This window comes from Xenorhabdus miraniensis (genome assembly GCF_002632615.1).
In genome coordinates this window covers 89,350-113,341 of sequence record NZ_NITZ01000014.1, presented here as the reverse complement: position 1 = coordinate 113,341, position 23,992 = coordinate 89,350, and the positions used below count along the sequence as shown (strand labels likewise).

Sequence of the window (23,992 nt, the reverse complement as noted above, 5' to 3'; positions counted from 1 at the left end):
CTGATCGTGAAATCAGGCTTCAAATTTGAGGTATACCCGTCGCGACACAACTTGAAATCTATTGGGTATAGATAAGTCGTTTTTAACGGATATCGACACAGTTCAGACAGAATGTATAAATATGCTGCGGATCATTCATATTGTTATAAAACACAGCCTGTTTTTTCATGTCTTGAGCAACCTGAGAAAACGGAGCTGGCAACATTGACTGTAATACATTTGGCAGCAGGGCTTGTGCTGATGAAGTGAAACCTAACATCATTCTTTCAGAGAATGAGAGTTCAGGCTGCATCCAGTTCAGTGATACGTTTTTAACGCCTGCCAGTTCAGAGGCTTTTTTGACAGCATCATCAAAATCACCCAACTGATCGACTAAACCCAGTTTTTTGGCATCAAAGCCGCTCCAAACACGTCCTTGAGCAATTTTATTGGTTTCATCCAGCGACTTATTACGTGAATGTGCAACCAGTTTGATAAACTTACTGTAGCCATTTTCGATAGACAACTGTATTACATCGGAGGCGATTTGGTTAATGCCTTTGGTTGCGGAGATATCTGCCAGTGGCGTTGTTGAAACACCATCAGTATTCACACCGATATAATTTAGGCTTTTTTCAAAAGTTTGAAACAGACCAAAAACACCGATAGAACCTGTTAATGTATTTGGATCTGCAATGATGTAGTTGGCCGGGGTGGATATCCAGTAGCCGCCTGATGCTGCTAAACCTCCCATTGAAACCACAACAGGTTTAGCGCCTTCACCATTATTTTTTCCATTGCCATAGCGGATGGCTGCGATTTCGCTACGAATAATCTCTGATGCACCGATACTGCCACCAGGGCTGTTTACCCGCAATACGATCGCTTTTATGTCAGGATTATTGCGTGCTTCACGTAGCTGCTCCACAATTGTGTCACTTCCTACTACGCCTGGCTCTTCTTTACCATCCAGAATCGCGCCTTCAGCAATAATAACGGCAATATTACCTTGATTATTGCCCAGGGTTTGTACTGGTTTCAGGGCAATATAATCATAGATGCTGATGTAGTTGAAATGCTTTCGTTCCGCATCCCAACCGAAGATTTCCTTCATTTTGTTTTCAATAGTACTGCGTGGCTCAATATAATTGACCAGCTTGTTTTGATACGCATACAGTGCGGCATCACCATCTGCTTTACGAAATTTTTCAAGGAAGTTAGTTGCAGCAGGGGATATTTGTTCGGCAGAAGTCTTCCTGTTAGCGGCAATGGTATTTAAGTAATTATTCCAAAGCTCGTTGAGCCACAGGCTGTCAGCTTGACGTGCTTCTTCTGACATATCATCCCGTAAAAAGGGCTCCACTGCCGATTTATAGGTTCCTACACGAAAAATATGGTTAGAAACTTTCAGCGTGTCCAATAATGATTTGTAGTACAAATGATTGGTCGAGAAACCATGGATATCAACGGTTCCTTGTGGGGACAGGTATATTTCATTTGCATAACTGGCTAAATAATATTGTGATTGACTGTAAGTATCACCTATTGCAAAAACAGGTTTGCCCGCCGCTTTAAATTCGCTGATGGTTTTGCCGATATACCTCATGGAAGGCTGATCTGCACCGATAAAGTTATTCAGCTTTAATACCATTCCAGTAATTTTGGGATCATTTTTGGCACGACGAATGCTGTCAACAATGTCAAATACAGAAGTTTCCTGTGAACTTTTACCGGAGGAGTCGAAAAGGCTTTTTCCCAATAGATCAAGCGGGTTGCGAGAGGATACTCGGTCAAGAACTATACCAGATAGATCTACATATAATGCGCCTTGGTAGTTATCGTTAGAATTAGATTGGTGCTGGTAAGCGATTATGCCAACGGCAACGACAACAATCAGCAGGATAAAGATAAAATTAGAAATAAGTTGGCGAACGAAATTTAGCAGCTTCCAACTCCATTTAAATAATGACGCTATAAACTTCCATAAAGTACGCATATCGTCTCCAGTTATGGTATCAAATGGGGTTATCCTAATCAGCTTATTTGTAAATGTCAGCCAGAAATCACGTGAGTGGTTGAAAAAACGATTTCTGTGCTTTCATTCATTAACAAATAAACAGAGAATGTTGGTTTGTGACAGATTATCTTATTCAGGAGGAAATCATGAATGCTTTGGAACTTTTGTTGAATCGTCGTTCAATTGCCCGCTTAACGACACCCGCCCCAGAAGGAAACGAATTACAACATATTTTGGCCGCAGGGATGAGAGCACCTGACCATGGGGCATTGCGTCCTTGGCATTTTGTTGTGATGCAGGGAGAAGGCATTGATAAATTTAGCGCACTTCTTGAAAAAGCGGCTATTGAGGGAGAATTAGGCAAAGAGGTTGAAGCAAAAGCAAAAAATGCACCTTATCGTGCTCCGATGATCATCACGGTTATTGCTAAAGTGGTTGAACATGCAAAAGTACCTGCATGGGAACAAGTTGTTGCTGCGGGCTGTGCCGTTCACGCCATGCAGATGGCGGCTGTTGCCCAGGGTTTTGGCGGCATATGGCGCTCAGGCTCATGGACAGAAGATCCTATTGTCAAAGCGGGTCTGGGATGTAATGAGAATGACAAAATTGTGGGGTTCCTCTATTTAGGGACGCCGGAACTCAAGGCTCCAGTAAAAGTAGCCACGCCAGACTTAACACAATTTGTCAGTTACTTCTAACGGAGTGAACAACAATGTCAACAGAAATCCGTCTGACTCAGTATAGCCATGGCGCCGGATGTGGCTGCAAAATTTCTCCTAAGGTATTGGAAACTATTTTGCATAGTGAACAAGCAAAATTTTTCGATCCTAATTTGCTGGTGGGTAACGAAACCCGTGATGATGCTGCTGTGTATGATATTGGCAATGGCACAGGCATCATTAGCACTACGGATTTCTTTATGCCAATTGTTGATGATCCATTTGATTTTGGTCGTATTGCGGCGACTAATGCCATCAGTGATATTTACGCGATGGGAGGCAAGCCGATAATGGCGATCGCAATTCTGGGGTGGCCAATTGCTAAATTGCCCCCGGAAATTGCCCAAAAAGTCATTGAGGGGGGGCGGGCTGTTTGTCAGGCGGCAGGTATTTCCCTTGCTGGCGGGCATTCGATTGACGCCCCTGAGCCCATTTTTGGTTTGGCAGTGACCGGTATCATCAATATTGAGCGTGTGAAGCGTAATAATCAGGCAAGGGCAGGCAGCCACCTGTTTTTGACTAAGCCTTTAGGTATTGGCGTATTGACCACCGCTGAAAAGAAAGGTTTGCTTCGGCCTGAACACCAAGGTGTTGCGAAAGAAACCATGTGCAGGCTGAATAAAGCAGGCGCAGATTTTGCAGGTATTGAAGGTGTCACGGCGATGACGGATGTAACAGGTTTTGGCCTGTTAGGGCATTTAGGTGAAATTTGTGAAGGCTCAGGCGTTCAGGCAACGGTCAAGTTTTCGCAGATACCAAGATTGCCGGATGTTGATGTTTATATTGAAAAAGGTTGCGTACCTGGTGGCACGGGGCGCAACTTTGACAGTTATGGGCACTTAATAGGAGAAATGACTGTTCGTCAACGCCATCTCCTGTGTGATCCACAAACGTCGGGCGGTTTATTGCTGGCTATTTTGCCGGATGCCGTGAAAGAGGCGGAAGCCATTGCACGCAACCACGACATTGATTTGATAGCGATTGGTGAATTGTCTGAACCAAGCTCAGACAGGGCATTAATTGAAGTTGTTGAATAAATAACCACAATTACTCATTTAAAAGCCATTATCCGAGTAAGGAAGCTTAGAAAATTTGTTGAAATAGTATGATGTATTTAAAGTATATTTTTTACAGGTAAATATTGAATAATTCCATGCGTCTTTTTATTGCAGAAAAACCCAGCCTAGCGAGAGCTATAGCGGATGTGTTACCGAAACCTCATCGGCGTGGGGATGGGTTTATAGAGTGCGGTAATAATCAGTTTGTTACCTGGTGTGTTGGTCATCTATTAGAGCAGGCTGAGCCAGATGCTTACGATACCCGTTATGCCCGCTGGGTATTGGCTGATTTACCGATCATTCCTGAAAAATGGCAGTTAAAGCCACGGGCTGACGTGGCTAAGCAGCTCAATACAATTAAATCCCTACTGGAAAGGGCGAACGAAATTGTCCATGCAGGTGACCCGGATCGTGAAGGGCAATTGCTGGTGGATGAAGTACTGGATTTTTTAGCGCTGGATACGGAAAAAAAGCAAAATGTCCAACGTTGCCTGATTAATGACTTGAATCCTCAGGCAGTCACAAAAGCGATTGAACGTCTGAGAAGCAACAGGGAATTTGTTCCTTTGTGTGTTTCTGCACTTGCCAGAGCGAGAGCAGATTGGCTTTATGGCATCAATATGACCCGTGCTTATACGTTATTGGGCCAGAATGCAGGTTATCAGGGGGTGTTATCTGTTGGGCGTGTTCAAACACCCGTTTTAGGGTTAGTTGTTCGTCGTGATGAAGAAATAGAGCATTTTGTGCCGAAAGATTTTTTTGAGGTTAAAGCACATATTGTCACGCCAAATGAAGAGCGGTTTACGGCATTATGGCAGCCAAGTGAATCATGTATTGATTTTCAGGACGAGGAAGGAAGGGTAATTCACCGTCCATTAGCAGAGCATGTTGTAGCGCGTATTACAGGGCAACCTGCCTATGTCGCAGCCTATCAGGATAAACGGGAATCAGAAACTGCACCATTGCCATTTTCGCTTTCTTCCTTGCAGATTGAAGCAGCCAAGCGTTTTGGTTTGAGTGCCCAAGAAGTACTGGATATTTGTCAGCGGCTCTATGAAACCCATAAATTGATTACTTACCCACGCTCGGACTGTCGTTATTTACCAGAAGAACATTTTGCAGGGCGTCATGCGGTCCTGAATGCTATTTCAGTGCATGCTGCACATTTGCTTCCTCAAGATGCTTTGGATGTGGATAAAAAGAATCGTTGTTGGGATGATAAGAAAGTGGATGCGCATCATGCCATTGTTCCTACTGCCCGCAGTAGCCAAGTTAATTTGACAGATAATGAAAGTCACATTTATGGCTTAATTGCCCGGCAATATCTGATGCAATTTTTCCCTGATGCAGTATTCCGTAAGTGTACGATTGAACTCGATATTGCAGGTGGAAAATTTATCGCTAAAGCACGTTTTTTAGCAGAAGCGGGCTGGAGAACTTTGCTTGGTAACAAGGAGCGGGATGAAGAGAACGAAGGTACTCCATTACCGATTGTTGCTAAGGGCGATGAGCTTTTGTGTGAGAAGGGGGAAGTGGTGGAAAGGCAGACACAACCACCACGACCTTTTACCGATGCAACATTATTGTCTGCAATGACGGGTATCGCCCGATTTGTCCAGGATAAGGCATTGAAAAAGGTTCTGAGGGCAACAGATGGTTTAGGTACGGAAGCAACCCGGGCAGGGATTATTGAGCTGCTATTTAAACGGGAGTTTTTATATAAAAAAGGGCGTTATATTCATGCCACACCTGCCGGGCGAGCGTTGATCCATGTATTGCCGGATATGGCTGTATTACCCGATATGACAGCACATTGGGAATCCCGGCTGACGCAAATCAGTGAAAAGCAATTCCGCTATCAGGATTTTATGTTGCCTCTTCAAGAGACGTTGCAACAATTAATCTGGCAGGCAAAACAATACCGAAATTTGAAGGCGTTCAGGGACTTACCTCCTGCTCCTGCAAAAGGTAAAAAAGGGAAACAGACAAAATCCCGTCAGAATAAGACAAAGACAGATAAAGTTAATCGGACGTAATAAATGTGATAGCACAGCACCATAATTCATGGTGCTGTGTTTCATAATTTGGTAATTATATTTCAAATTCTGTCCAGACAGGAGCGTGATCAGACGGTTTTTCCATGCTGCGAATGGCATAATCAATGCCTGAAGAGATACACCGTTCTGCTAAGGATTGGCTGGCAAGCAACAAATCAATGCGTAATCCGCGATTATCATCAAACCCTTTTGAGCGATAATCAAACCAAGAGAATTGGTCATTGATTTCGGGATGTTTAGCCCGGAATGTATCGATTAATCCCCAATTCTTAAGGCGTTCCATCCATTCTCTCTCTTCTGGCAGGAAAGAGCATTTCCCCGTTTTTAACCAGCGTTTTTGATTGTTTTCTCCGATTCCTATATCAAGATCAGTAGGGCTGATATTCATATCTCCCATGATCAGAATGTGTGATTCTGGGGTATGGTGATTGACTAAGTAGGATTGCAGATCCTGATAAAAATTTTCTTTTGCCGGAAATTTGACTGGATGATCACGACTTTCTCCTTGAGGAAAATAGCCGTTGATTACAGTTAATAAACCGAGAGGTGTTTCGATATCAGCCATAATGATACGACGTTGTGCATCTTCACCATCTGTAGGGAAACCCTTGCGAACTTCTACGGGTTGCTGGCGGGTAAGCAAGGCAACACCATAGTGTGATTTTTGGCCGTGATAGAAGACGTGATAGCCCAGTTTGCTCACTTCTTCTAAGGGAAACATTTCATCGTGAACTTTTATTTCCTGTAATCCGATCACATCTGGTTGGTGTTGTTCAACAATGGCAGCAAGTTGATGGGGGCGTGCTCGCAATCCATTAATATTGAATGAGATAAATTTCATATCGTTATAATCACCTTGAGAATGTACTGGTTTTTAATGTTAACAGATATAAATAAAGATGTAACTATTTATTAAATAATAAATTTTACCTAACTAACTTGATATTTCGCTACTTTACTCCTATATGTAATACTATTATGAGTATAATACTCTTGCTACCCCAAATTTATAGTGTCGAATCGTTTTATAAATAATAATAAAACACAAAGATAACAAGTAATGAATTAAAGGATATATGATAATTCACTAGTTTTAATATGTTATATTAAACGAGTGATATTATAATCCTTGTTAGGTTTTTTATGCTTTGAATTTATTTTATGTTGTGCGTTACAAAAATTAATTAATGAAAAAGTAGAAGAGTTAATCAATCTCTGATAGAAATTTGGACTTGTAGGTCATGGTTATATTTATTAATGGCTTACAATCACGGTGGAATATTCATCATGATATAGATGAATTATATAGTTCATCTAAACCGCATTATTGCATCAGGGGCTGGCATTTTATATAAATGTCATTTGAAAAATATCTATTTTTATTGTACAAAATTGTACCTTCATAATATCAAGTTTGATTTAGCGGTTACCTGATGAGAAGGCCATTTCAAGGAAATTATTTTAGCCACAAGTTACATAGGAACGGTGAATTATGTTTTTTTCTCGTAAATTAGAAGCATTCATGGCGGTGGTGGAAATGGGTTCTTTAAGCAAGGCGGCAAGAGTGATGAACCGTACTACTCCCCCAGTCGCTAAATCAATTAAAGACTTTGAAGCGACGTTAGGAAAGCGCTTATTTAAAAGGGAGAAGTTTGGGATGATTCTGACCAAAGACGGAGTGGAGTTATATAATGACCTAAAAGAGCTCTATTTGAAAGAGAAAGAAATTACAAAGAAACACATCAGCGGGAGTATTTGTAATGTGGTAAATATATACCATGATTGGGGTAAGAAAAAGCATCTGATTTCGCTTTATAAAGCAGCGGACAGAAATAATGCTCAAGTAAATATATTACGCTTCAGTTATGATAACATTGATGAAATAGTTGACTATGAGGGTAATACGATAATTTTAAGCTCAGAAAAAGTACTTAGTGATAGATTCAGTCTTGTACGGAAAATTGATGGGCCAAATTTAGGGATCTGCTGCCGTAAAGAGTTATTGAATGAAGTGAATGGGGACTTTACTCAATTACTGAAAAAGAGAACATGGTTATGTGATCCCGTACTCTACAAAGGTAATTTGATAAAGAATTTGGAAGAGGAAATGATAAAAAATGGAGAGAAGGTCAATATTCGACAGATGGACAATATAGAATGCTGTCTTAATTTTATTCAGTCAACCGATTATATTTGTATTACAGATTCCCACTCCGGCGCATTGGAAGAGGGAGAAAGCTTAGGCTTCATTCCAATATCACGACCTGATGCAGTGAATCAGTGTTATGTCTACAAATCAAAGTCTCATTCAAGCGTGTTAAATCGTTTCATCGACTCTGTTAGCGATATGGAGTAGCCGATTACATAAGCGGAGCGAACTCCAGATTTCCCAGCTCCGCTATTGGTACTTATCCAAAGGCATTTATTGCTTTTGTAATGCACTCAGGGCTTGGGGTAGATTTTTGATGGTGGTGAGGAAGGGTGATTCGTCATTTTGTTCCTCACCTTCGGATTAGCACATCACGCACGCCACACTATATCCATACCTATACATTTCATTATCTCATTCCGTGTAATTCTATACGCTATAGGCATTATCATTACGCTGTATTCATTCGAATTTTGCTCAAAGGGTTTTGGAGCTTCTCTAAAGCAGGATATGTTGAATTATTGGGTGATGTAAAGTAAGGGTGATTCTTTGATGGTGGTGGGGGAAGGATTCGAACCTTCGAAGTCTGTGACGGCAGATTTACAGTCTGCTCCCTTTGGCCGCTCGGGAACCCCACCAGATTTTTGAATTGTTCGCTGTCGTTAGCAGCGGACGGCATAATACCAAATAAGCCGCCGCTGTAAAGTAGTTTATTGAAAATAAAGTATCGAACGATGTTTTTTTAAACCTCATGAGCAGATTATGCTCTAACGTCCAATAACTTCTTACTTTTTAAAGGATAATAGTGCGGTTACCATATACAAAGACTCGTTGAGAAAAAACAGAGTGCAATGCCTGACTCAAAACATTTTTTTCAACATCTCGCCCTGCACGCATCATCTCTTCCGCAGTATAGGTGTGATCCACATTAATTACATCCTGAGTAATAATTGGGCCTTCGTCTAAGCTATCGTTTACATAATGAGCAGTGGCGCCAATGATTTTTACACCACGCTCATAAGCCTGATGATAAGGGCGTGCACCGATGAATGCCGGTAAGAATGAATGATGGATGTTGATTATTTGGTTTGGATAATGCTGAACAAATGCGGGTGTTAAAACACGCATGTATTTAGCGAGCACAACATAATCGGGTTCATATTGATCAATTTGAGCCATGAGAGCTTCATCATGTTGCTCACGAGTTAAACCTTCATGGCTAATGTAATGGAATGGAATACCAAACTGTTCAACCAAATGTTGCAGGGTTGTGTGATTGCCGATAACAGCAGCAATTTCAACATCCAATCCACCATAGGCGCTTTTTACTAAGATATCGCCAATACAATGTGCTTCTTTTGTCACCATGATAACGATACGGCGGCGACCGGCTGTATTTAATTCGCGGTTTGAACCGACTGGCAGGGCATCATCCAAATCTGCCAGAAGTGTTTCATCGTTGAAAATACCCTCTAGTTCTGTGCGCATAAAAAAACGTCCAGTACGATGATCTACGAACTCATTGTTTTGAACGATATTTAATTGATGTTTGTAACAAATATTTGTGATTTTTGCGATTAATCCTTTAGCGTCAGGACAGATTGTACGCAAGATTTTTTTTTGTATGTTTGTGTTTTGCATGGATTACGAGATCCCCGAATATTCTTCACTACTTGTGAATTGTTATGTTTAATACTTAGATACTGATTTATCCACAGCACTTCTTGTATTTTTTGCCTGAACCACACGGACAAGGGCTATTACGGCCTGTCTGAGGGCGAACGCCATCGATATAAAACCAACGTTGTTCAATGCGCAAAAAACGCGAACGCTCATGAATCAATTGTCTATCTTGCTTTCCTTGTTCAATAAAGCAAGCTGAAAATTCAACATAGGCCTCGTTATTATGTTTACCTTCGCTCGTTTCGAGGACGTTCAGTCCCAGCCATTGTACGCCCGCGAAACTTTTCTCTATTTCTGTACGCCAATTTTCAGCCTGACAATCAGGATGCCAAGTAGCGATAAGATAGTTTGCATTTTGCGTCACATAAGCACTATATCTGGAACGCATCAAAGATTCGGCATTTGGAGCAAGACGATGATTTTCGAGATAGGGGCTACAACAATGAGTGAAAGGTGAACCACTGCCGCAGGAACACATGTTTGTCAAAATAACTCCAATTATTCAAAGTGGTTGCTGTCAATATGAGCAATATTGCAAAGATATGTAAGACTATAATAAATGTAAGAATATAATAAATAGTACAGGTCTATCGAGCTATCATTGGCTGATGATACTCGAATATGGGCAACCGTCGCAACGCTTGCTAAGTGTCCGCTATGGTGGAGCAGGGTTCGAATATGATTATCATGAATGATTTTGAAATTATGAGTTATATCACTCTTTACAGAGAAAACATTTTATTGTTGCCAACCAGATTAAATACATATATTAAGTTCCGTAATTATTAGATGCCGTGAGATAACAAATTGTCTTCTCTGTATTGAAGAATATTCATTCAATTTAAATCGCTGAGCACAGTCCTTTTGGTAATACAACTCTTTTGCTAATACAGCGTATAGCATAATAGAAATAAAACTGATGTTTTTTTCATCTCTTTATCAGTTGGTTTATAACATTTATGTATCATTTTATCGTGATACTAAATATTGAATCACTGAAGTGCGATTAAATGTTTTCGTACTGTATATCTAGTTGAATTAACTGGTATACTCATGCGCGTTATTTTTTTGCAAGTACGATTTTCTTCACACATACCATTTTTTTAGAGAGTTAATGCTATTGTTTAAGCTGTAAAGGATTTTGTCAGTGACAACAGAGCAGTAGGAGACAATGTAATGTCAGTAATAAATAAAAAGGTAAAAAAGGCTGTTATACCCGTTGCCGGTTTGGGAACTCGGATGTTACCAGCCACGAAGGCCATTCCTAAAGAAATGCTCCCTCTTGTGGATAAACCACTTATTCAGTATGTCGTCAATGAATGTATCAAAGCGGGCATTAATGAAATTATTCTGGTTACACATTCATCCAAAAACTCGATAGAAAACCATTTTGATACCAGCTTTGAACTGGAGGCGATTCTTGAGAAAAGAGTGAAACGCCAGTTATTAGATGAAATACAGTCTATTTGCCCAAAGCATGTGACCATTATGCAGACCCGCCAAGGGATTGCAAAAGGGTTGGGGCATGCCGTGCTATGCGCCAAGCCGCTTATTGGTAATGAGCCATTTGCAGTGATTTTGCCCGATGTTATTTTGGATGAATATAGTACTGATTTGTCAAAATATAATTTGAGCGAAATGTTGTCACGCTTTAATAGTAGTGGCGCAAGCCAAATTCTGGTTGAACCTGTTCCTGTAGAGAGTGTTTCGGATTATGGTATCGTCGATTGTTTAGGTGAAGAACTAAAACCGGGTGATAGCAAGCCTATTGTTCGCGTTGTTGAAAAGCCAAAACCAGAAGAAGCACCCTCAAATCTTTCTATCGTTGGGCGCTATGTATTATCTGAAAATATTTGGCCGTTATTGGCAAAAACTGCACCAGGTGCAGGAGATGAAATACAATTGACAGATGCAATTGCCATGCTGATGGAAAAAGAACCTGTTGAGGCTTATCACTTGCAGGGGCGTAGCCACGATTGTGGTAATAAATTAGGTTATATGCAGGCATTTGTTGAATATGGCATGAAACATAAGGAACTGGGTAAATTATTCACGGATTGGGTCATGACTTTGCAAAATCGGATTGAAAAATAATCTACTGGTGATTTAAGGTGTGATATGAAAGTTACTGTATTTGGTATTGGCTATGTGGGCTTAGTTCAGGCAACCGTGTTTGCAGAAGTTGGGCATGATGTACTTTGTGTTGACGTTGATGCAAAAAAAGTCGAGAACCTGAAAAATGGTCAGATCCCTATTTTTGAACCGGGTTTGACGCCTTTGGTAAAGAAAAATCATGCAGAAGGGCGTTTAAATTTTACAACGGATGCCAAAGCCGGTATTGCTCATGGCAAATTACAGTTTATTGCAGTAGGAACACCTCCCGATGAAGATGGATCAGCCGATCTTCAATATGTCACTGCGGTAGCCAGAACCATCGCGGAAAATATGGATGGCTATAAAGTCGTTGTTGACAAATCAACAGTACCCGTGGGCACGGCTGATAAAGTCAGGGCAGTGATGCAGGCAACACTGGCAGAACGCAATGTAGAACTCCCGTTCGATGTTGTCTCTAACCCTGAATTTTTGAAAGAAGGTGCGGCAGTTGCCGATTGCATGCGACCTGAGCGCATAATCATTGGTTGTGATAACGATAATGTAGTTGATGTAATGCGTGAACTCTACGAACCTTTTAATCGTAACCACGATCGCATGATAGTCATGGATATTCGCAGTGCTGAGCTGACTAAATATGCAGCTAACTGTATGTTGGCAACCAAAATTAGTTTTATGAATGAAATTGCTAACCTGGCAGAGATATTGGGAGCGGATATTGAGAATGTACGTCAGGGAATTGGTTCTGATTCGCGCATCGGATATCATTTTATTTACCCTGGATGTGGATATGGTGGTTCATGTTTCCCGAAAGATGTTCAGGCATTGATTCGTACTTCTGAACAAATTGGATATACGCCAAAAATTCTTCAGGCCGTTGAGCAGGTTAACGAAAAACAGAAAACAAAATTGCCTACTTTTGTAAAACGTCATTTTGGTAATGACTTATCTGGCAAAACATTCGCTATTTGGGGGTTATCGTTTAAACCTAATACGGATGATATGCGTGAAGCATCAAGTCGTGTCTTGATGGAAACATTATGGGAATGTGGCGCTAAAATACAGGCATATGATCCCGAAGCCATGCAGGAAGCCCAACGTATTTATGGACAGCGTGACGATCTTTCTTTAATGGGTACCAAAGAGGCAGCATTAAAAGGTGCCGATGCTTTGGTTATATGCACAGAATGGCAAAACTTCAGAGCGCCTGATTTTGATGTGATTAAGGATTCATTGAAAACGCCAGTGATTTTTGATGGACGTAATCTTTATGATCCTGAGCGCCTGCAATCGCGTGGATTTACATACTATGGAATTGGGCGCGGGGCCTCAATCAATCCGGTTATTTGAGTTATTATATGAAATTTTTAGTTACAGGTTCCGCTGGTTTTATTGGTTTTCATGTTAGCCAGCGATTATTGAATATGGGGTATGAGGTTGTCGGTATCGATAACCTCAATGATTATTATGATGTTAATTTAAAACAGGCGAGATTAAATTTATTACTCCCTTATTCGAATTTCAAATTTGAAAAATTAGATTTGGCCGATAGAGTTGCCATCCCGGAATTGTTTACTAAGCATCAATTTCAGCGAGTTATCCATTTGGGTGCTCAACCTGGCGTGCGTTATTCTATCCAAAACCCAATGGCATATATTGATGCCAATATCATCGGTCATATCAATATCCTTGAAGGATGTCGCCATAATCATGTGGAACACTTATTATATGCGTCTTCAAGTTCAGTATATGGTTTAAATAGAAAGCAGCCATTCTCTACTGATGATTCTGTTGATCACCCTGTTTCTTTATATGCAGCCACGAAAAAAGCTGATGAGCTAATGTCTCACAGTTATTCGCATCTTTATCACCTTCCTACTACCGGGTTGAGATTTTTTACCGTATATGGGCCATGGGGACGCCCTGACATGGCTTTATTTAAATTTACTAAAGCTATGTTAGAAGGCAAACCAATCGATATTTATAACCATGGGAATATGGTGAGGGATTTCACATATATTGATGATATTGTTGAATCTATAATCAGATTGCAAGCTGTCATTCCTGCTTCCAATAAAAATTGGTCAGTTGAAGATGGTCAGATATCTGCCAGCTCTGCGCCATACTGTGTTTACAATATTGGTAACGGCCAACCGACAAAGCTGGGGGATTTTATTGAAGCCATTGAAGATTCATTAGGAATTGAAGCAAAGAAAAACTTTATGGAAATTCAGGATGGCGATGTGTTATCAACATGCGCAGATTCTAGTGAGCTTTACGCTAAAATTGGCTTTTCACCTGATACTCCGGTGAAGGAAGGGGTAAAACGCTTTGTTGATTGGTACTTAAACTTTTATCAGGCAGCGTAATGGTGAAATAAAAAAGGAGCGATTAGCTCCTTTTTATCAGTTTATGTTAATAAAAAACTAAGTTAGTGTTAAGTTCTTCTTTAGCACATGAGAATATGAAAGCGACTTAGTCGTTAATATAAATCTCGGTGTTTTTTTACATCAGCCAGTAATTAACCTAGTTAGTTGTATTAAGCATAAAAACAAAAATACCCGATAAGGGGTATTTTTGTTATTGAGTCTACAAGACAACTGATTAGATCAGGAAATCTTCCAGTTTTTTGCCTTGTTCATCAATTGCTTTTTTGATTACAGCTGGTGTACGGCCTTGACCGGTCCAAGTTTTAGTTTCACCTTCGTCAACGTATGAATATTTAGCTGGACGTGCTGCACGTTTAGATTTACCAGTAGATTTACCGCTTAAAGCATCTACTAAATCACTTAATTCAATGCCGTCTTTTTCCAGCATTTCACGGTATTCTTGAAGTTTACGTGTACGCTCTTCTATTTGTGCACGAGCATGGCTTTCTTCATCGCGACGTTCTTCAACAACAGTCGTAAGTTTTTCCAGCATTTCTTCTAAAGTAGTAAGTTCACATTCTCTTGCTTGTGCGCGCAAGGTACGGATGTTATTTAAGGATTTTAAATTTTCGCTCATTGTCCTGGTCTCAAATTATAATGATGATGGCTGATGTAGGGATAATAATAGAATGCTATTTTATTTTCTGCAATAGTGAATTTACTTTCTCAGGCTAAAACATGTCATTTTAAAATGCAATTTTTTTGATAATCGATATATTGCGTTTTAATCACGCTATTCAGATTGCCATTTTTCAATAAGCATTGAGGACGGATTACTGTAAAGTTGAGTAAGGGATAAACTGAGACGTATAAAACTAATTTATAGTCAATCCGTAAGAAATGTTAACTGTTCTTCTGGAAATAAGTTGAAGAATTTAGTGTGAGCTGAAAGTTTTTTATGGGTAATCTATTGGTTATGATTATAGTGACCGAATTGAGCAAAAGTAAACCGCTATGATTATTAATATGCAAAGAGTGGAAGGATAAATAACTATTTCTTTTTGATGTTAATTTCGTTCATTTGTCATGCAGAATGTGCTTGTGTGCTGATTTTATATGCTCAAATGTGATGATTATCATGAAAATAATATTTTCTTATTTGTTCTAATTTGTTTCTGCTACTCCACATTTAGCAATAACAGGGAGCAATCTCAATCAGAGTTTGTGGTAAACTTACCGCGATATACCGACTGATTAAATTTGACAAGAGGATGGACGGGCCAATGGCTCAGCTTTATTTTTATTATTCTGCCATGAATGCAGGGAAATCAACTTCCTTATTGCAATCATCCTATAACTATAACGAAAGAGGAATGAGGACGCTGATTTTTACAGCGGAAATCGACACTCGGTTCGGTAAAGGAAAGGTAAGTTCCCGTATTGGTTTATCCGCTGAAGCTTTGCTGTTTTCACCCGAAAAAAATATTGCCGAGCTTATCAGAAGTGAAAATGAGGCGGAAAAAGTTCATTGTGTTTTGATTGATGAATGTCAATTCTTGACGAAAGAACATGTCGAACAGCTATGTGAAATTGTAGATTATGATGATATCCCTGTTCTTTGTTATGGTCTGAGAACCGATTTTCAAGGGGAGTTATTCAGTGGAAGCGAATATCTTCTCGCATGGTCAGATAAGTTGGTGGAGTTGAAAACAATTTGCCATTGTGGGAGAAAAGCCAGCCGTGTATTGCGCTTTGGCAGCGATGGGAACGTTGTTTACGACGGGGCTCAGGTTGATATTGGTGGTAATGAAAAGTACGTCTCTGTGTGCCGTAAGCACTATAGTGACGTTATTCGTGAGGCTAAGGCAAAAAAAGCTTAATACGACAAACGTTGCGATCTAAGAATGGGCATAAAGTTATTAAACCAGGTAAATGTAATAATAGAAAAAGGCGTTAGGGTAACCTAGCGCCTTTTAAATTACATCAGCCTATCATTTATTATTGTTTCTTATTATTTTTTCTATTTGGTCTTATTGCCTCCTGAGGTCCGCTTTGTTCTGCGAACTTACGACCATAAAAAGAATCCAATAGCAATTGCTTCAATTCAGAAATTAATGGATAACGTGGATTGGCCCCAGTGCATTGGTCATCAAACGCATCTTCTGCGAGTTTGTCAATTTTTGCCAAAAAATCAGCCTCTTGAACACCTGTTTCGCGGATAGAAGCGGGAATGCCTAACTGGGATTTTATCTCTTCTAGCCAGGTCAACAGTTTTTCAATTTTTGCCGCAGTACGATCACCTGATGCGGTTAGTCCTAGATGATCTGCGATTTCCGCATAGCGACGTCGCGCCTGTGGACGGTCGTATTGACTGAATGCGGTTTGTTTCGTTGGGTTGTCATTCGCGTTGTAGCGAATCACATTGCAGATTAACAGCGCATTGGCTAAACCGTGTGGAATATGGAATTCGGAGCCAAGTTTATGGGCCATAGAGTGGCATACGCCTAAAAATGCGTTGGCAAAAGCAATGCCGGCAATGGTCGCTGCGTTATGGACACGTTCGCGGGCAACGGGATTTTTTGCCCCTTCGTGGTAACTGGCAGGCAGAAAATCTTTCAATAGCTTCAGTGCTTGCAGGGCTTGTCCATCAGAATATTCATTAGCCAGAACAGAAACATAGGCTTCCAGTGCGTGTGTTACTGCATCCAGACCACCAAAAGCACACAGGGATTTTGGCATGTCCATAACTAAATTGGCATCGACAATCGCCATATCAGGAGTCAGTGCATAGTCTGCCAATGGGTATTTTTGCCCGGTTATGTCATCAGTGACAACCGCAAAAGGCGTTACTTCTGAACCTGTTCCTGACGTCGTGGTAATAGCAACCATTTTGGCTTTTACGCCCATTTTCGGGAACTTATAGATGCGTTTACGGATATCCATAAAGCGCAGGGCCAGTTCTTCAAAATGTGTTTCTGGATGCTCATACATCACCCACATAATTTTGGCCGCGTCCATGGGGGAACCGCCACCAAGAGCAATAATGACATCCGGTTTGAACAGATGCATTTGTTCAGCGCCTTTACGGACGATACTCAAAGTAGGGTCTGCTTCAACTTCGAAAAAGACTTCAGTTTCTATACCGTAAGATTTCAACACATTGATAACCTGATCGGCATAACCGTTATTGAATAAGAAGCGGTCTGTAACAATAAAAGCACGTTTTGCGCCGTCTGTAGCGACTTCTTCCAACGCAATCGGCAGAGAGCCGCGTCGGAAATAGATTGATTTTGGAAGTTTATGCCACAACATATTTTCGGCTCTTTTAGCGACTGTTTTCGTATTGATCAGATGTTTTGGCCCCACATTTTCGGAAATGGAGTTACCGCCCCAAGATCCACAACCCAGCGTAAGAGAAGGGGATAGCTTGAAGTTATACAAATCGCCGATTCCACCTTGGGATGCTGGTGTGTTAATCAAGATACGGGCAGTCTTCATTTTATCGCCGAAATATTTAATGCGCTCAGCCTGATTATCTTGTTCAGTATAAAGGCATGAAGTATGCCCGATACCGCCCATTTCAACTAATCTCTCAGCTTTTTCAACGGCATCTTCAAAGTCTTTACCACGGTACATAGCAAGTAGCGGCGATAATTTTTCATGAGCGAAAGGTTCAGTCTCATCGACCAGCGTGACTTCACCGATAAGAATTTTAGTATTTTCAGGTACATTAACCCCAGCCATTTCAGCAATGTTTGTTGCTGGCTGGCCAACAATTGCAGCATTTAAGTTACCATTTTTTAAAATAATATCTTGAACCGCTTTCAGTTCTTTTCCTTGCAGAATATATCCACCGTGAGTTGAAAAACGTTCACGAACTTGCTCATAAACAGCATCAACAACAATCACTGATTGTTCCGAAGCACAAATCACACCATTATCGAAGGTTTTTGACATCAGAATTGAGGCGACGGCACGTTTGATATCTGCTGATTCATCAATGACCACAGGGGTATTACCGGCACCGACACCAATTGCAGGTTTGCCGGAACTATAGGCTGCTTTCACCATGCCAGGGCCACCGGTTGCTAAAATCAAATTAATATCAGGGTGATGCATTAAAGCATTTGAAAGCTCGACAGAAGGTTCATCTATCCAGCCAATGATGTCTTTTGGCGCCCCTGCTTCAACTGCTGCCTTTAAGACGATTTCGGCTGCTTTATTGGTTGCCTTTTTAGCTCGTGGATGGGGGGAGAAAATAATGCCATTTCGGGTTTTCAGGCTGATAAGTGCCTTGAAAATGGCTGTAGATGTCGGGTTTGTTGTTGGAACGATACCGCAAATTAGGCCAATAGGTTCCGCAATAGTAATAGTACCGAACGTATTATCTTCAGATAAGATGCCGCAGGTTTTATCATCTTTATAGGCGTTATAAATATACTCAGAAGCAAAATGATTTTTGATCACTTTGTCTTCTACTATTCCCATTCCAGATTCAGACACCGCTAATTTTGCCAGTGAAATACGAGCATCTGCGGCAGCAAGGGCAGCAGCACGAAAAATTCGGTCAACTTGTTCCTGAGAAAAGTTAGCAAATTCGTGTTGGGCTTTTTTTACGCGAGCAACTAATTCGTTGAGTTCAGCAAGTTGAGTTACAGCCATAAAAATTACTCCTGATAAATGTTAAATTTTTTAAGGTAATTAGCTGCGAGATTATTAAATTATCAAATAGTGTAATGAGATTAATTTTTTAGATTTAATCAAAAATACGGCTAATTGCCTTAAAAAATTGCTTAATGAAATGATCGATATAGGAATAATTCCTTGTCTTGAAATTTTACGTTGAATACAGATTACCATTTACAGGCTTTTATATTGTGATTTAGATCATGAAAACATTAAGCTGACACAATTCAGCTTTTGTTTTGGAGGGCAATTACCAATTGATATATTGGTATAAATTTACATTTTCAATTAACCAATTTAATACAATTCATTAACTTTATTTTTATTGTATTTCTTATTGATAGGCTGAGCTTATTGATAAAAATTTCCGAATTAGTTGATTTAACGTAACGAATTGATTTCGATTTACTGTATTGTTTAGTTATTGCTATAAGTTTTATTTATTTGTATGAGAAGGGGTTGATTGTGGGTGAGTCATTACTGGGATTTTCTGGTTATATTAAATTTTTTATGGGATTGTTTGCATTAGTCAACCCGATTGGCGTTTTACCTGTTTTCATTAGTATGACTAATTATCAGACACCTGCGGGACGTAATAAAACCAATTTCATAACAAACTTATCTGTTGCCATTATCTTATGTATTTCCTTATTGGTTGGTGATTCGATCCTCTATGTGTTTGGTATTTCAATAAACTCGTTTCGTATAGCAGGTGGGATGTTGATAGTTACAATTGCAGTAGCGATGATTAATGGCAAATTGGGAGAAGATAAACAAAATAAGCTGGAAAAATCGGAGGCCGCAGTGAGGAGTAGTGTTGCTGTTGTGCCATTGGCGTTACCCCTTATGGCAGGCCCAGGGGCGATTAGTTCTTGCATGGTATGGAGCGCACGTTATCAAGGATGGCAAAATTATTTTGGATTGGCATTAACCAGTGTGCTGTTTGCTTTTTGTTGTTGGTTGTTATTCCGTTCAGCATCTTTGTTGGTGAAATTTTTGGGGCAGACCGGCATTAACGTGATTACCCGAATTATGGGATTATTGTTAATGTCGTTAGGTGTTGAATTTATTGTCACGGGAGTAAAAGTGCTGTTTCCAGGATTATTATGATACAGTCAAGATCACTTATGTATTTATTTAAATCATTAATGTAATAAGATGAAATTTTTTACTCAAAAAGAGAGTAAATCAGCCAAAACTCAATCAACAGGTGACCAATTAAAATACAATTGGTCAATAACACCATTTCGAATAGTTTCTTAAATATCTTTGCTCATATTTTATTCTTTTCTAGCCTGACTACCTCAAAATAATACTGTAATTTTCCACACTATTTTACTTTTTATAATCTTATTTAATTGGTAGCTTGCTTAGCTATTTTGTGATGAAGGTGGATTTTTACTCTGTGGTGATTGCATTTTGTTAAAATAATGTTTATTTTCTCTCGTAATCGCATTTTATGATCATTGCCTTGGGGTAACAAAATAAAAACTAATATTATTAATGCGTTACATTGGTATTGTGAATGGATTGTATACAAGGGAAATGAATAACCTTAATCCTTTAATAAATTTATTATAAAAACTATATAACAATTATTATGTGAGCATAGCTTTTTAGTAGGTTAATTACCACTTGTTAACGCGATAAGTAAATTATTGGGGTTAGTAGATTAAAAACGATTCATTTGCTGTTTATCGCTTGGAGGAAAAAATGGGGAAAAAACCATCAAAGTTGAGTCGGTTGATTTCGAGTATCGTTTTATTATCGGTTCCTGCCGTACAAGGAATTGCGGCGACCGTACCAGCAGGGATCACGCTAGCCGAAAAACAAGAACTAACCGTTAACAATGGCGTTGAAGTCACTTCACTGGACCCACATAAAGTTGAAGGTGGTCCAGAAACGGCCGTTATCCGTAATTTGTTGGAAGGGTTGGTCACGACAGGCCCAAATGGCGAGACAATTCCGGGGGTGGCAGAAAGGTGGGAAAATGAGGACCATAAGCTATGGACATTCTATTTACGTAAAGATGCCAAATGGAGCGATGGTAAGCCTGTGACTGCGCAGGATTTTGTCTATAGTTGGCGTCGCTTGGCTGATCCAAGCACAGGGTCACCTTATACCAGTTATTTACAATATGCCTATATTCAGAATGTCGATGAGATTTTAAAAGGAACAAAATCACCGGATCAATTGGGTGTTAAGGCGTTAGATGATCATCGTCTTCAAGTCACTCTCAGTCACCCAGTTTCCTATTTTGTTGATATGTTGAGCCATACGGCAGTGAAACCCGTCAGGCAGGATGTGATCGAAAAATGGGGTAATAAGTGGACGTTACCAGAAAACTATATTGGTAATGGGGCTTATATTTTGAAAGACTGGGTAGTTAATGAGCGGATTGTGTTAACGCGTAACCCTCAGTATTGGAATAATAAAGAAACCATTATTGAAAAAGGGACTTTCCTGCCGATTGTTTCAGGAATCAGCGGTGTTAACCGCTATCGCAGCGGAGAAGTGGATATTACTGACAACGCTATTCCACCCGATCTGTATAAAAAAATGAAACGGGATATTCCCGACCAACTGCAAATTTCACCTTACCTGTGCACATTTTACTATGAAATCAATAACCAAAAACCGCTGTTTAAAGATAAACGGGTACGGGAAGCCATAAAACTGAGTCTTGACCGGGATATTATTGTTGAAAGGATTATGGGGCAGGGACAAATTCCTGCGTATGGTTTCAGCCCGACTTATATTGGTAGCGGCCTGACGATTAATCCCGAATGGGCAAGCTGGACACAAGAGCAACGCAATCAGCGGGCAAGGGAATTATTGAAAGAAGCGGGTTTTGATGCCCGTAATCCCCTGAAATTTACCTTGCTATACAACACATCAGAACAAAACAAACAACAAGCCATTGCTGCGGCTTCTATGTGGCAGAAAAATATTGGTGCAAAAGTCACTCTGCAAAATCAGGAGTGGAAAACCTCTCTCCAGAATCGTCATCAGGGAAATTTTGATGTCGCAAGAGCGACATGGTGTGGCGACTATAACGAACCTTCTTCTTTCCTGAATATGTTGTTGTCAACGAGCAGTAACAACACCACTTTCTATCAAAGTGAGGTTTTTGATAATTATCTGAGTCAGGCACTTGTCGCTAAAGACGAAGCAGTGCGTAAGAAACTTTATCAGGAAGCTGAGGCTCAACTCGATAAAGACTCTGGGCTGATACCGGTTTATTACCGTGTCAGTGTGCGCCTTATTCGTCCGACGGTTGGGGGAATGACAGGAAAAGACCCCCTTGATTATATCGATTTAAAGAATCTGTATATTAAAAAAGCGATTAACTGATCGTTATCACAAAATATTATCTTGCTGTAAACAAAATAGTTCCTTTAGGGTACGAATAACAACCATTCTAATGCGTGGATATCGCATTCATGGATCAGATGATATTAATAGGAGTAAGAATAAAATGGTAAACACAACAAAGAAAAAACTTGCTACTGGCATTGCTGTAGCATTAGGCATGTTGATAGGGGGGCAGGCATTTGCAGCACAAGTACCGGCTGGTGTGCAACTGGCAGACGCTGCAAAACAGGTACTGGTTCGCAATAATGCCTCTGAACCGCAATCACTGGACCCGCATAAAATTGAAGGTGTTCCTGAATCCAACATTGCCCGTGATTTGTTTGAAACTTTGGTCATCAATGAGCCTGACGGTAAAATTATACCAGGAGTGGCAGAAAGCTGGGAAAATAAGGACTTTAAAGTTTGGACATTCCATTTGCGTAAAGATGCAAAATGGTCAAATGGTGACCCTGTCACCGCACAGGATTTTGTTTACAGCTGGCGCCGAGTAGTAGATCCCAATACGGCATCTCCCTATGCAAGTTTTATGCAATATGCCCATCTTCTTAACGTTGACGATATCATCAAAGGCAAACAAAAACCTGAATCTTTGGGGGTGAAGGCATTAGATGATCACACATTACAGTTAACCCTCAGTGAATCTATTCCTTATTTAGTTAGATTGTTTGTTCACCCGACCACATCTCCTGTCCATCGTGCAACCGTAGAAAAATATGGTGATAGATGGACACAACCGCAAAACTTTGTAGGTAATGGCGCTTATAAACCGAAAAGTTGGGTGATCAATGAGCGACTGGTTCTCGAACGTAATCCCCAGTATTGGGATAATAAAAACACCATCATTAATCAAGTCACTATCTTGCCAATTTCCTCTGAAATTACAGATGTTAACCGTTATCGTGCTGGTGAAATTGAGATGTCCTATGACAACTTACCTGTTGAGTTGTTCCAAAAACTGAAAAAAGAGATCCCTGAGCAGTTAGTTGTTAATCCGAAACTGTGTACCTACTACTATGAAATTAATAATGAAAGGCCACCCTTTAATGATCCACGAGTACGTACCGCGCTGAATCTGGGTATAGATCGAGATATTATGACTAATAAGGTGAAAAATCAGGGGGATATACCCGCTTATGGTTATACACCACCTTATATCGCCGATTTTAAAGATGAAAAACCGGATTGGTATACCAAGCTAAATCAGCAACAGCGTAACGACGAAGCGAAAAAACTTTTGGCGGAAGCCGGGTTTACCAAAGATAATCCCCTGAAAATTAAGTTACTGTACAACACTTCCGATCTGCATAAAAAATTAGCTATTGCTGCTGCTTCCCTTTGGAAAAAGAATATCGGTGTTGATGTTTCCCTCGAAAATCAGGAATGGAAAACGTTTCTGGATTCTCGCCATCAGGGTAATTATGACATTGCCCGTGCCGGATGGTGTGCTGATTATAACGAAGCCTCTACCTTCTTGAATTCAATGTTATCCAATAGCAGTAATAATACCGCTCACTACAAGAGCAAAGAGTTTGATGCGTTATTGAAACAATCACTTCAAGCAAAAACTGATGAAGAACGTGCGGAAATTTACGCCAAAGCGAATGCTCAATTAGATAAAGATTCTGCAATTGTTCCAATCTTCTACTATACCAATTCTCGTTTAGTGAAGCCTTATGTTGGTGGCTATACCGGCAAAGATCCATTGGATAACTTCCATGCGAAGGATATGTACATAATAAAACATTAGGAATCAGTAGGTGGCTCAATCTATTGGGTCGCCTGCTTGTC

The 23,992-nt window shown here is 40.2% G+C and carries 17 protein-coding genes and 1 tRNA gene; 11 read left to right on the top strand and 7 right to left on the bottom strand.

Features of this window, described 5'->3' with window-relative positions; translation table 11 throughout:
* Window positions 1–82: 82 nt before the first annotated feature.
* Window positions 83–1,975, bottom strand: a complete 1,893-nt coding sequence (sppA, locus tag Xmir_RS36045; RefSeq protein WP_099114837.1) for a signal peptide peptidase SppA — start codon at window positions 1,973–1,975, stop codon at window positions 83–85.
* 167 nt (window positions 1,976–2,142) lie between these two features.
* Here sppA and Xmir_RS36040 point away from each other — a divergent pair, with 167 nt between their 5' ends.
* The 3 genes from Xmir_RS36040 to Xmir_RS36030 all read left to right on the top strand — a co-directional run bounded on the left by Xmir_RS36040 (window position 2,143) and on the right by Xmir_RS36030 (window position 5,809).
* The gene (locus Xmir_RS36040) at window positions 2,143–2,694 is read left to right on the top strand and encodes an NAD(P)H nitroreductase (RefSeq protein ID WP_099114836.1); all 552 of its coding nucleotides are present in this window, start codon (window positions 2,143–2,145) and stop codon (window positions 2,692–2,694) included.
* A 14-nt stretch (window positions 2,695–2,708) separates the two neighbouring features.
* Window positions 2,709–3,752 carry a selenide, water dikinase SelD gene (gene selD / locus Xmir_RS36035; RefSeq protein ID WP_099114835.1) on the top strand — a complete coding sequence of 348 codons (1,044 nt, stop codon included), beginning with the start codon at window positions 2,709–2,711 and terminating at the stop codon, window positions 3,750–3,752.
* 116 nt (window positions 3,753–3,868) lie between these two features.
* The gene (locus tag Xmir_RS36030; protein ID WP_099114834.1) at window positions 3,869–5,809 is read left to right on the top strand and encodes a DNA topoisomerase III; all 1,941 of its coding nucleotides are present in this window, start codon (window positions 3,869–3,871) and stop codon (window positions 5,807–5,809) included.
* A 55-nt stretch (window positions 5,810–5,864) separates the two neighbouring features.
* Here the strand turns inward: Xmir_RS36030 and xthA are convergent, their stop codons facing one another.
* Window positions 5,865–6,671, bottom strand: a complete 807-nt coding sequence (gene xthA, locus Xmir_RS36025; protein WP_099114833.1) for an exodeoxyribonuclease III — start codon at window positions 6,669–6,671, stop codon at window positions 5,865–5,867.
* 651 nt (window positions 6,672–7,322) lie between these two features.
* Between xthA and Xmir_RS36020 the strand changes: the two genes are divergently transcribed.
* Window positions 7,323–8,186: a helix-turn-helix domain-containing protein gene (locus Xmir_RS36020; RefSeq protein WP_099114832.1), complete on the top strand. Its 864-nt coding sequence runs from the start codon at window positions 7,323–7,325 to the stop codon at window positions 8,184–8,186.
* A 346-nt stretch (window positions 8,187–8,532) separates the two neighbouring features.
* On the opposite strand, the gene Xmir_RS36015 is transcribed toward Xmir_RS36020, so the two are convergent.
* The 3 genes from Xmir_RS36015 to Xmir_RS36005 form a co-directional block, all read right to left on the bottom strand.
* Window positions 8,533–8,617, bottom strand: a tRNA-Tyr gene (locus Xmir_RS36015).
* A 154-nt stretch (window positions 8,618–8,771) separates the two neighbouring features.
* Window positions 8,772–9,620, bottom strand: coding sequence for a formyltetrahydrofolate deformylase (gene purU, locus Xmir_RS36010; protein ID WP_099114831.1), 849 nt, complete (start codon window positions 9,618–9,620; stop codon window positions 8,772–8,774).
* Between the two features lie 67 nt (window positions 9,621–9,687).
* Window positions 9,688–10,149 (bottom strand): YchJ family protein, encoded by a 462-nt coding sequence (locus Xmir_RS36005; protein ID WP_145956903.1) that lies wholly within the window; start codon window positions 10,147–10,149, stop codon window positions 9,688–9,690.
* Window positions 10,150–10,838: 689 nt separating this feature from the next.
* On the opposite strand from Xmir_RS36005, the gene galU reads away from it, so the two are divergent.
* The 3 genes from galU to Xmir_RS35990 are packed head-to-tail and all read left to right on the top strand — an operon-like array spanning window position 10,839 to window position 14,143.
* Window positions 10,839–11,756: a UTP--glucose-1-phosphate uridylyltransferase GalU gene (galU, locus tag Xmir_RS36000; RefSeq protein WP_099114829.1), complete on the top strand. Its 918-nt coding sequence runs from the start codon at window positions 10,839–10,841 to the stop codon at window positions 11,754–11,756.
* 24 nt (window positions 11,757–11,780) lie between these two features.
* On the top strand, window positions 11,781–13,124 hold the full coding sequence (locus tag Xmir_RS35995; protein ID WP_099114828.1) for a UDP-glucose dehydrogenase family protein: 1,344 nt from the start codon (window positions 11,781–11,783) through the stop codon (window positions 13,122–13,124).
* Between the two features lie 8 nt (window positions 13,125–13,132).
* Complete coding sequence (locus Xmir_RS35990) at window positions 13,133–14,143, top strand: NAD-dependent epimerase (protein WP_099114861.1); 1,011 nt, start codon at window positions 13,133–13,135, stop codon at window positions 14,141–14,143.
* 235 nt (window positions 14,144–14,378) lie between these two features.
* On the opposite strand, the gene hns is transcribed toward Xmir_RS35990, so the two are convergent.
* The gene (gene hns, locus Xmir_RS35985) at window positions 14,379–14,780 is read right to left on the bottom strand and encodes a histone-like nucleoid-structuring protein H-NS (RefSeq protein ID WP_099114827.1); all 402 of its coding nucleotides are present in this window, start codon (window positions 14,778–14,780) and stop codon (window positions 14,379–14,381) included.
* Between the two features lie 646 nt (window positions 14,781–15,426).
* Here hns and Xmir_RS35980 point away from each other — a divergent pair.
* Window positions 15,427–16,023 carry a thymidine kinase gene (locus Xmir_RS35980; RefSeq protein WP_099114826.1) on the top strand — a complete coding sequence of 199 codons (597 nt, stop codon included), beginning with the start codon at window positions 15,427–15,429 and terminating at the stop codon, window positions 16,021–16,023.
* Between the two features lie 118 nt (window positions 16,024–16,141).
* On the opposite strand, the gene adhE is transcribed toward Xmir_RS35980, so the two are convergent.
* The gene (gene adhE, locus Xmir_RS35975; protein ID WP_099114825.1) at window positions 16,142–18,805 is read right to left on the bottom strand and encodes a bifunctional acetaldehyde-CoA/alcohol dehydrogenase; all 2,664 of its coding nucleotides are present in this window, start codon (window positions 18,803–18,805) and stop codon (window positions 16,142–16,144) included.
* A 489-nt stretch (window positions 18,806–19,294) separates the two neighbouring features.
* Between adhE and Xmir_RS35970 the strand changes: the two genes are divergently transcribed.
* The 3 genes from Xmir_RS35970 (at window position 19,295) to oppA (ending at window position 23,951) form a co-directional block, all read left to right on the top strand.
* Window positions 19,295–19,939 (top strand): YchE family NAAT transporter, encoded by a 645-nt coding sequence (locus Xmir_RS35970; protein ID WP_099114824.1) that lies wholly within the window; start codon window positions 19,295–19,297, stop codon window positions 19,937–19,939.
* Between the two features lie 603 nt (window positions 19,940–20,542).
* Window positions 20,543–22,183 (top strand): ABC transporter substrate-binding protein, encoded by a 1,641-nt coding sequence (locus tag Xmir_RS35965; RefSeq protein ID WP_099114823.1) that lies wholly within the window; start codon window positions 20,543–20,545, stop codon window positions 22,181–22,183.
* A gap of 124 nt (window positions 22,184–22,307) precedes the next feature.
* Entirely contained in the window at window positions 22,308–23,951 is a 1,644-nt protein-coding gene (oppA, locus tag Xmir_RS35960; protein ID WP_099114822.1) for an oligopeptide ABC transporter substrate-binding protein OppA, read from the top strand.
* Window positions 23,952–23,992: the final 41 nt, after the last annotated feature.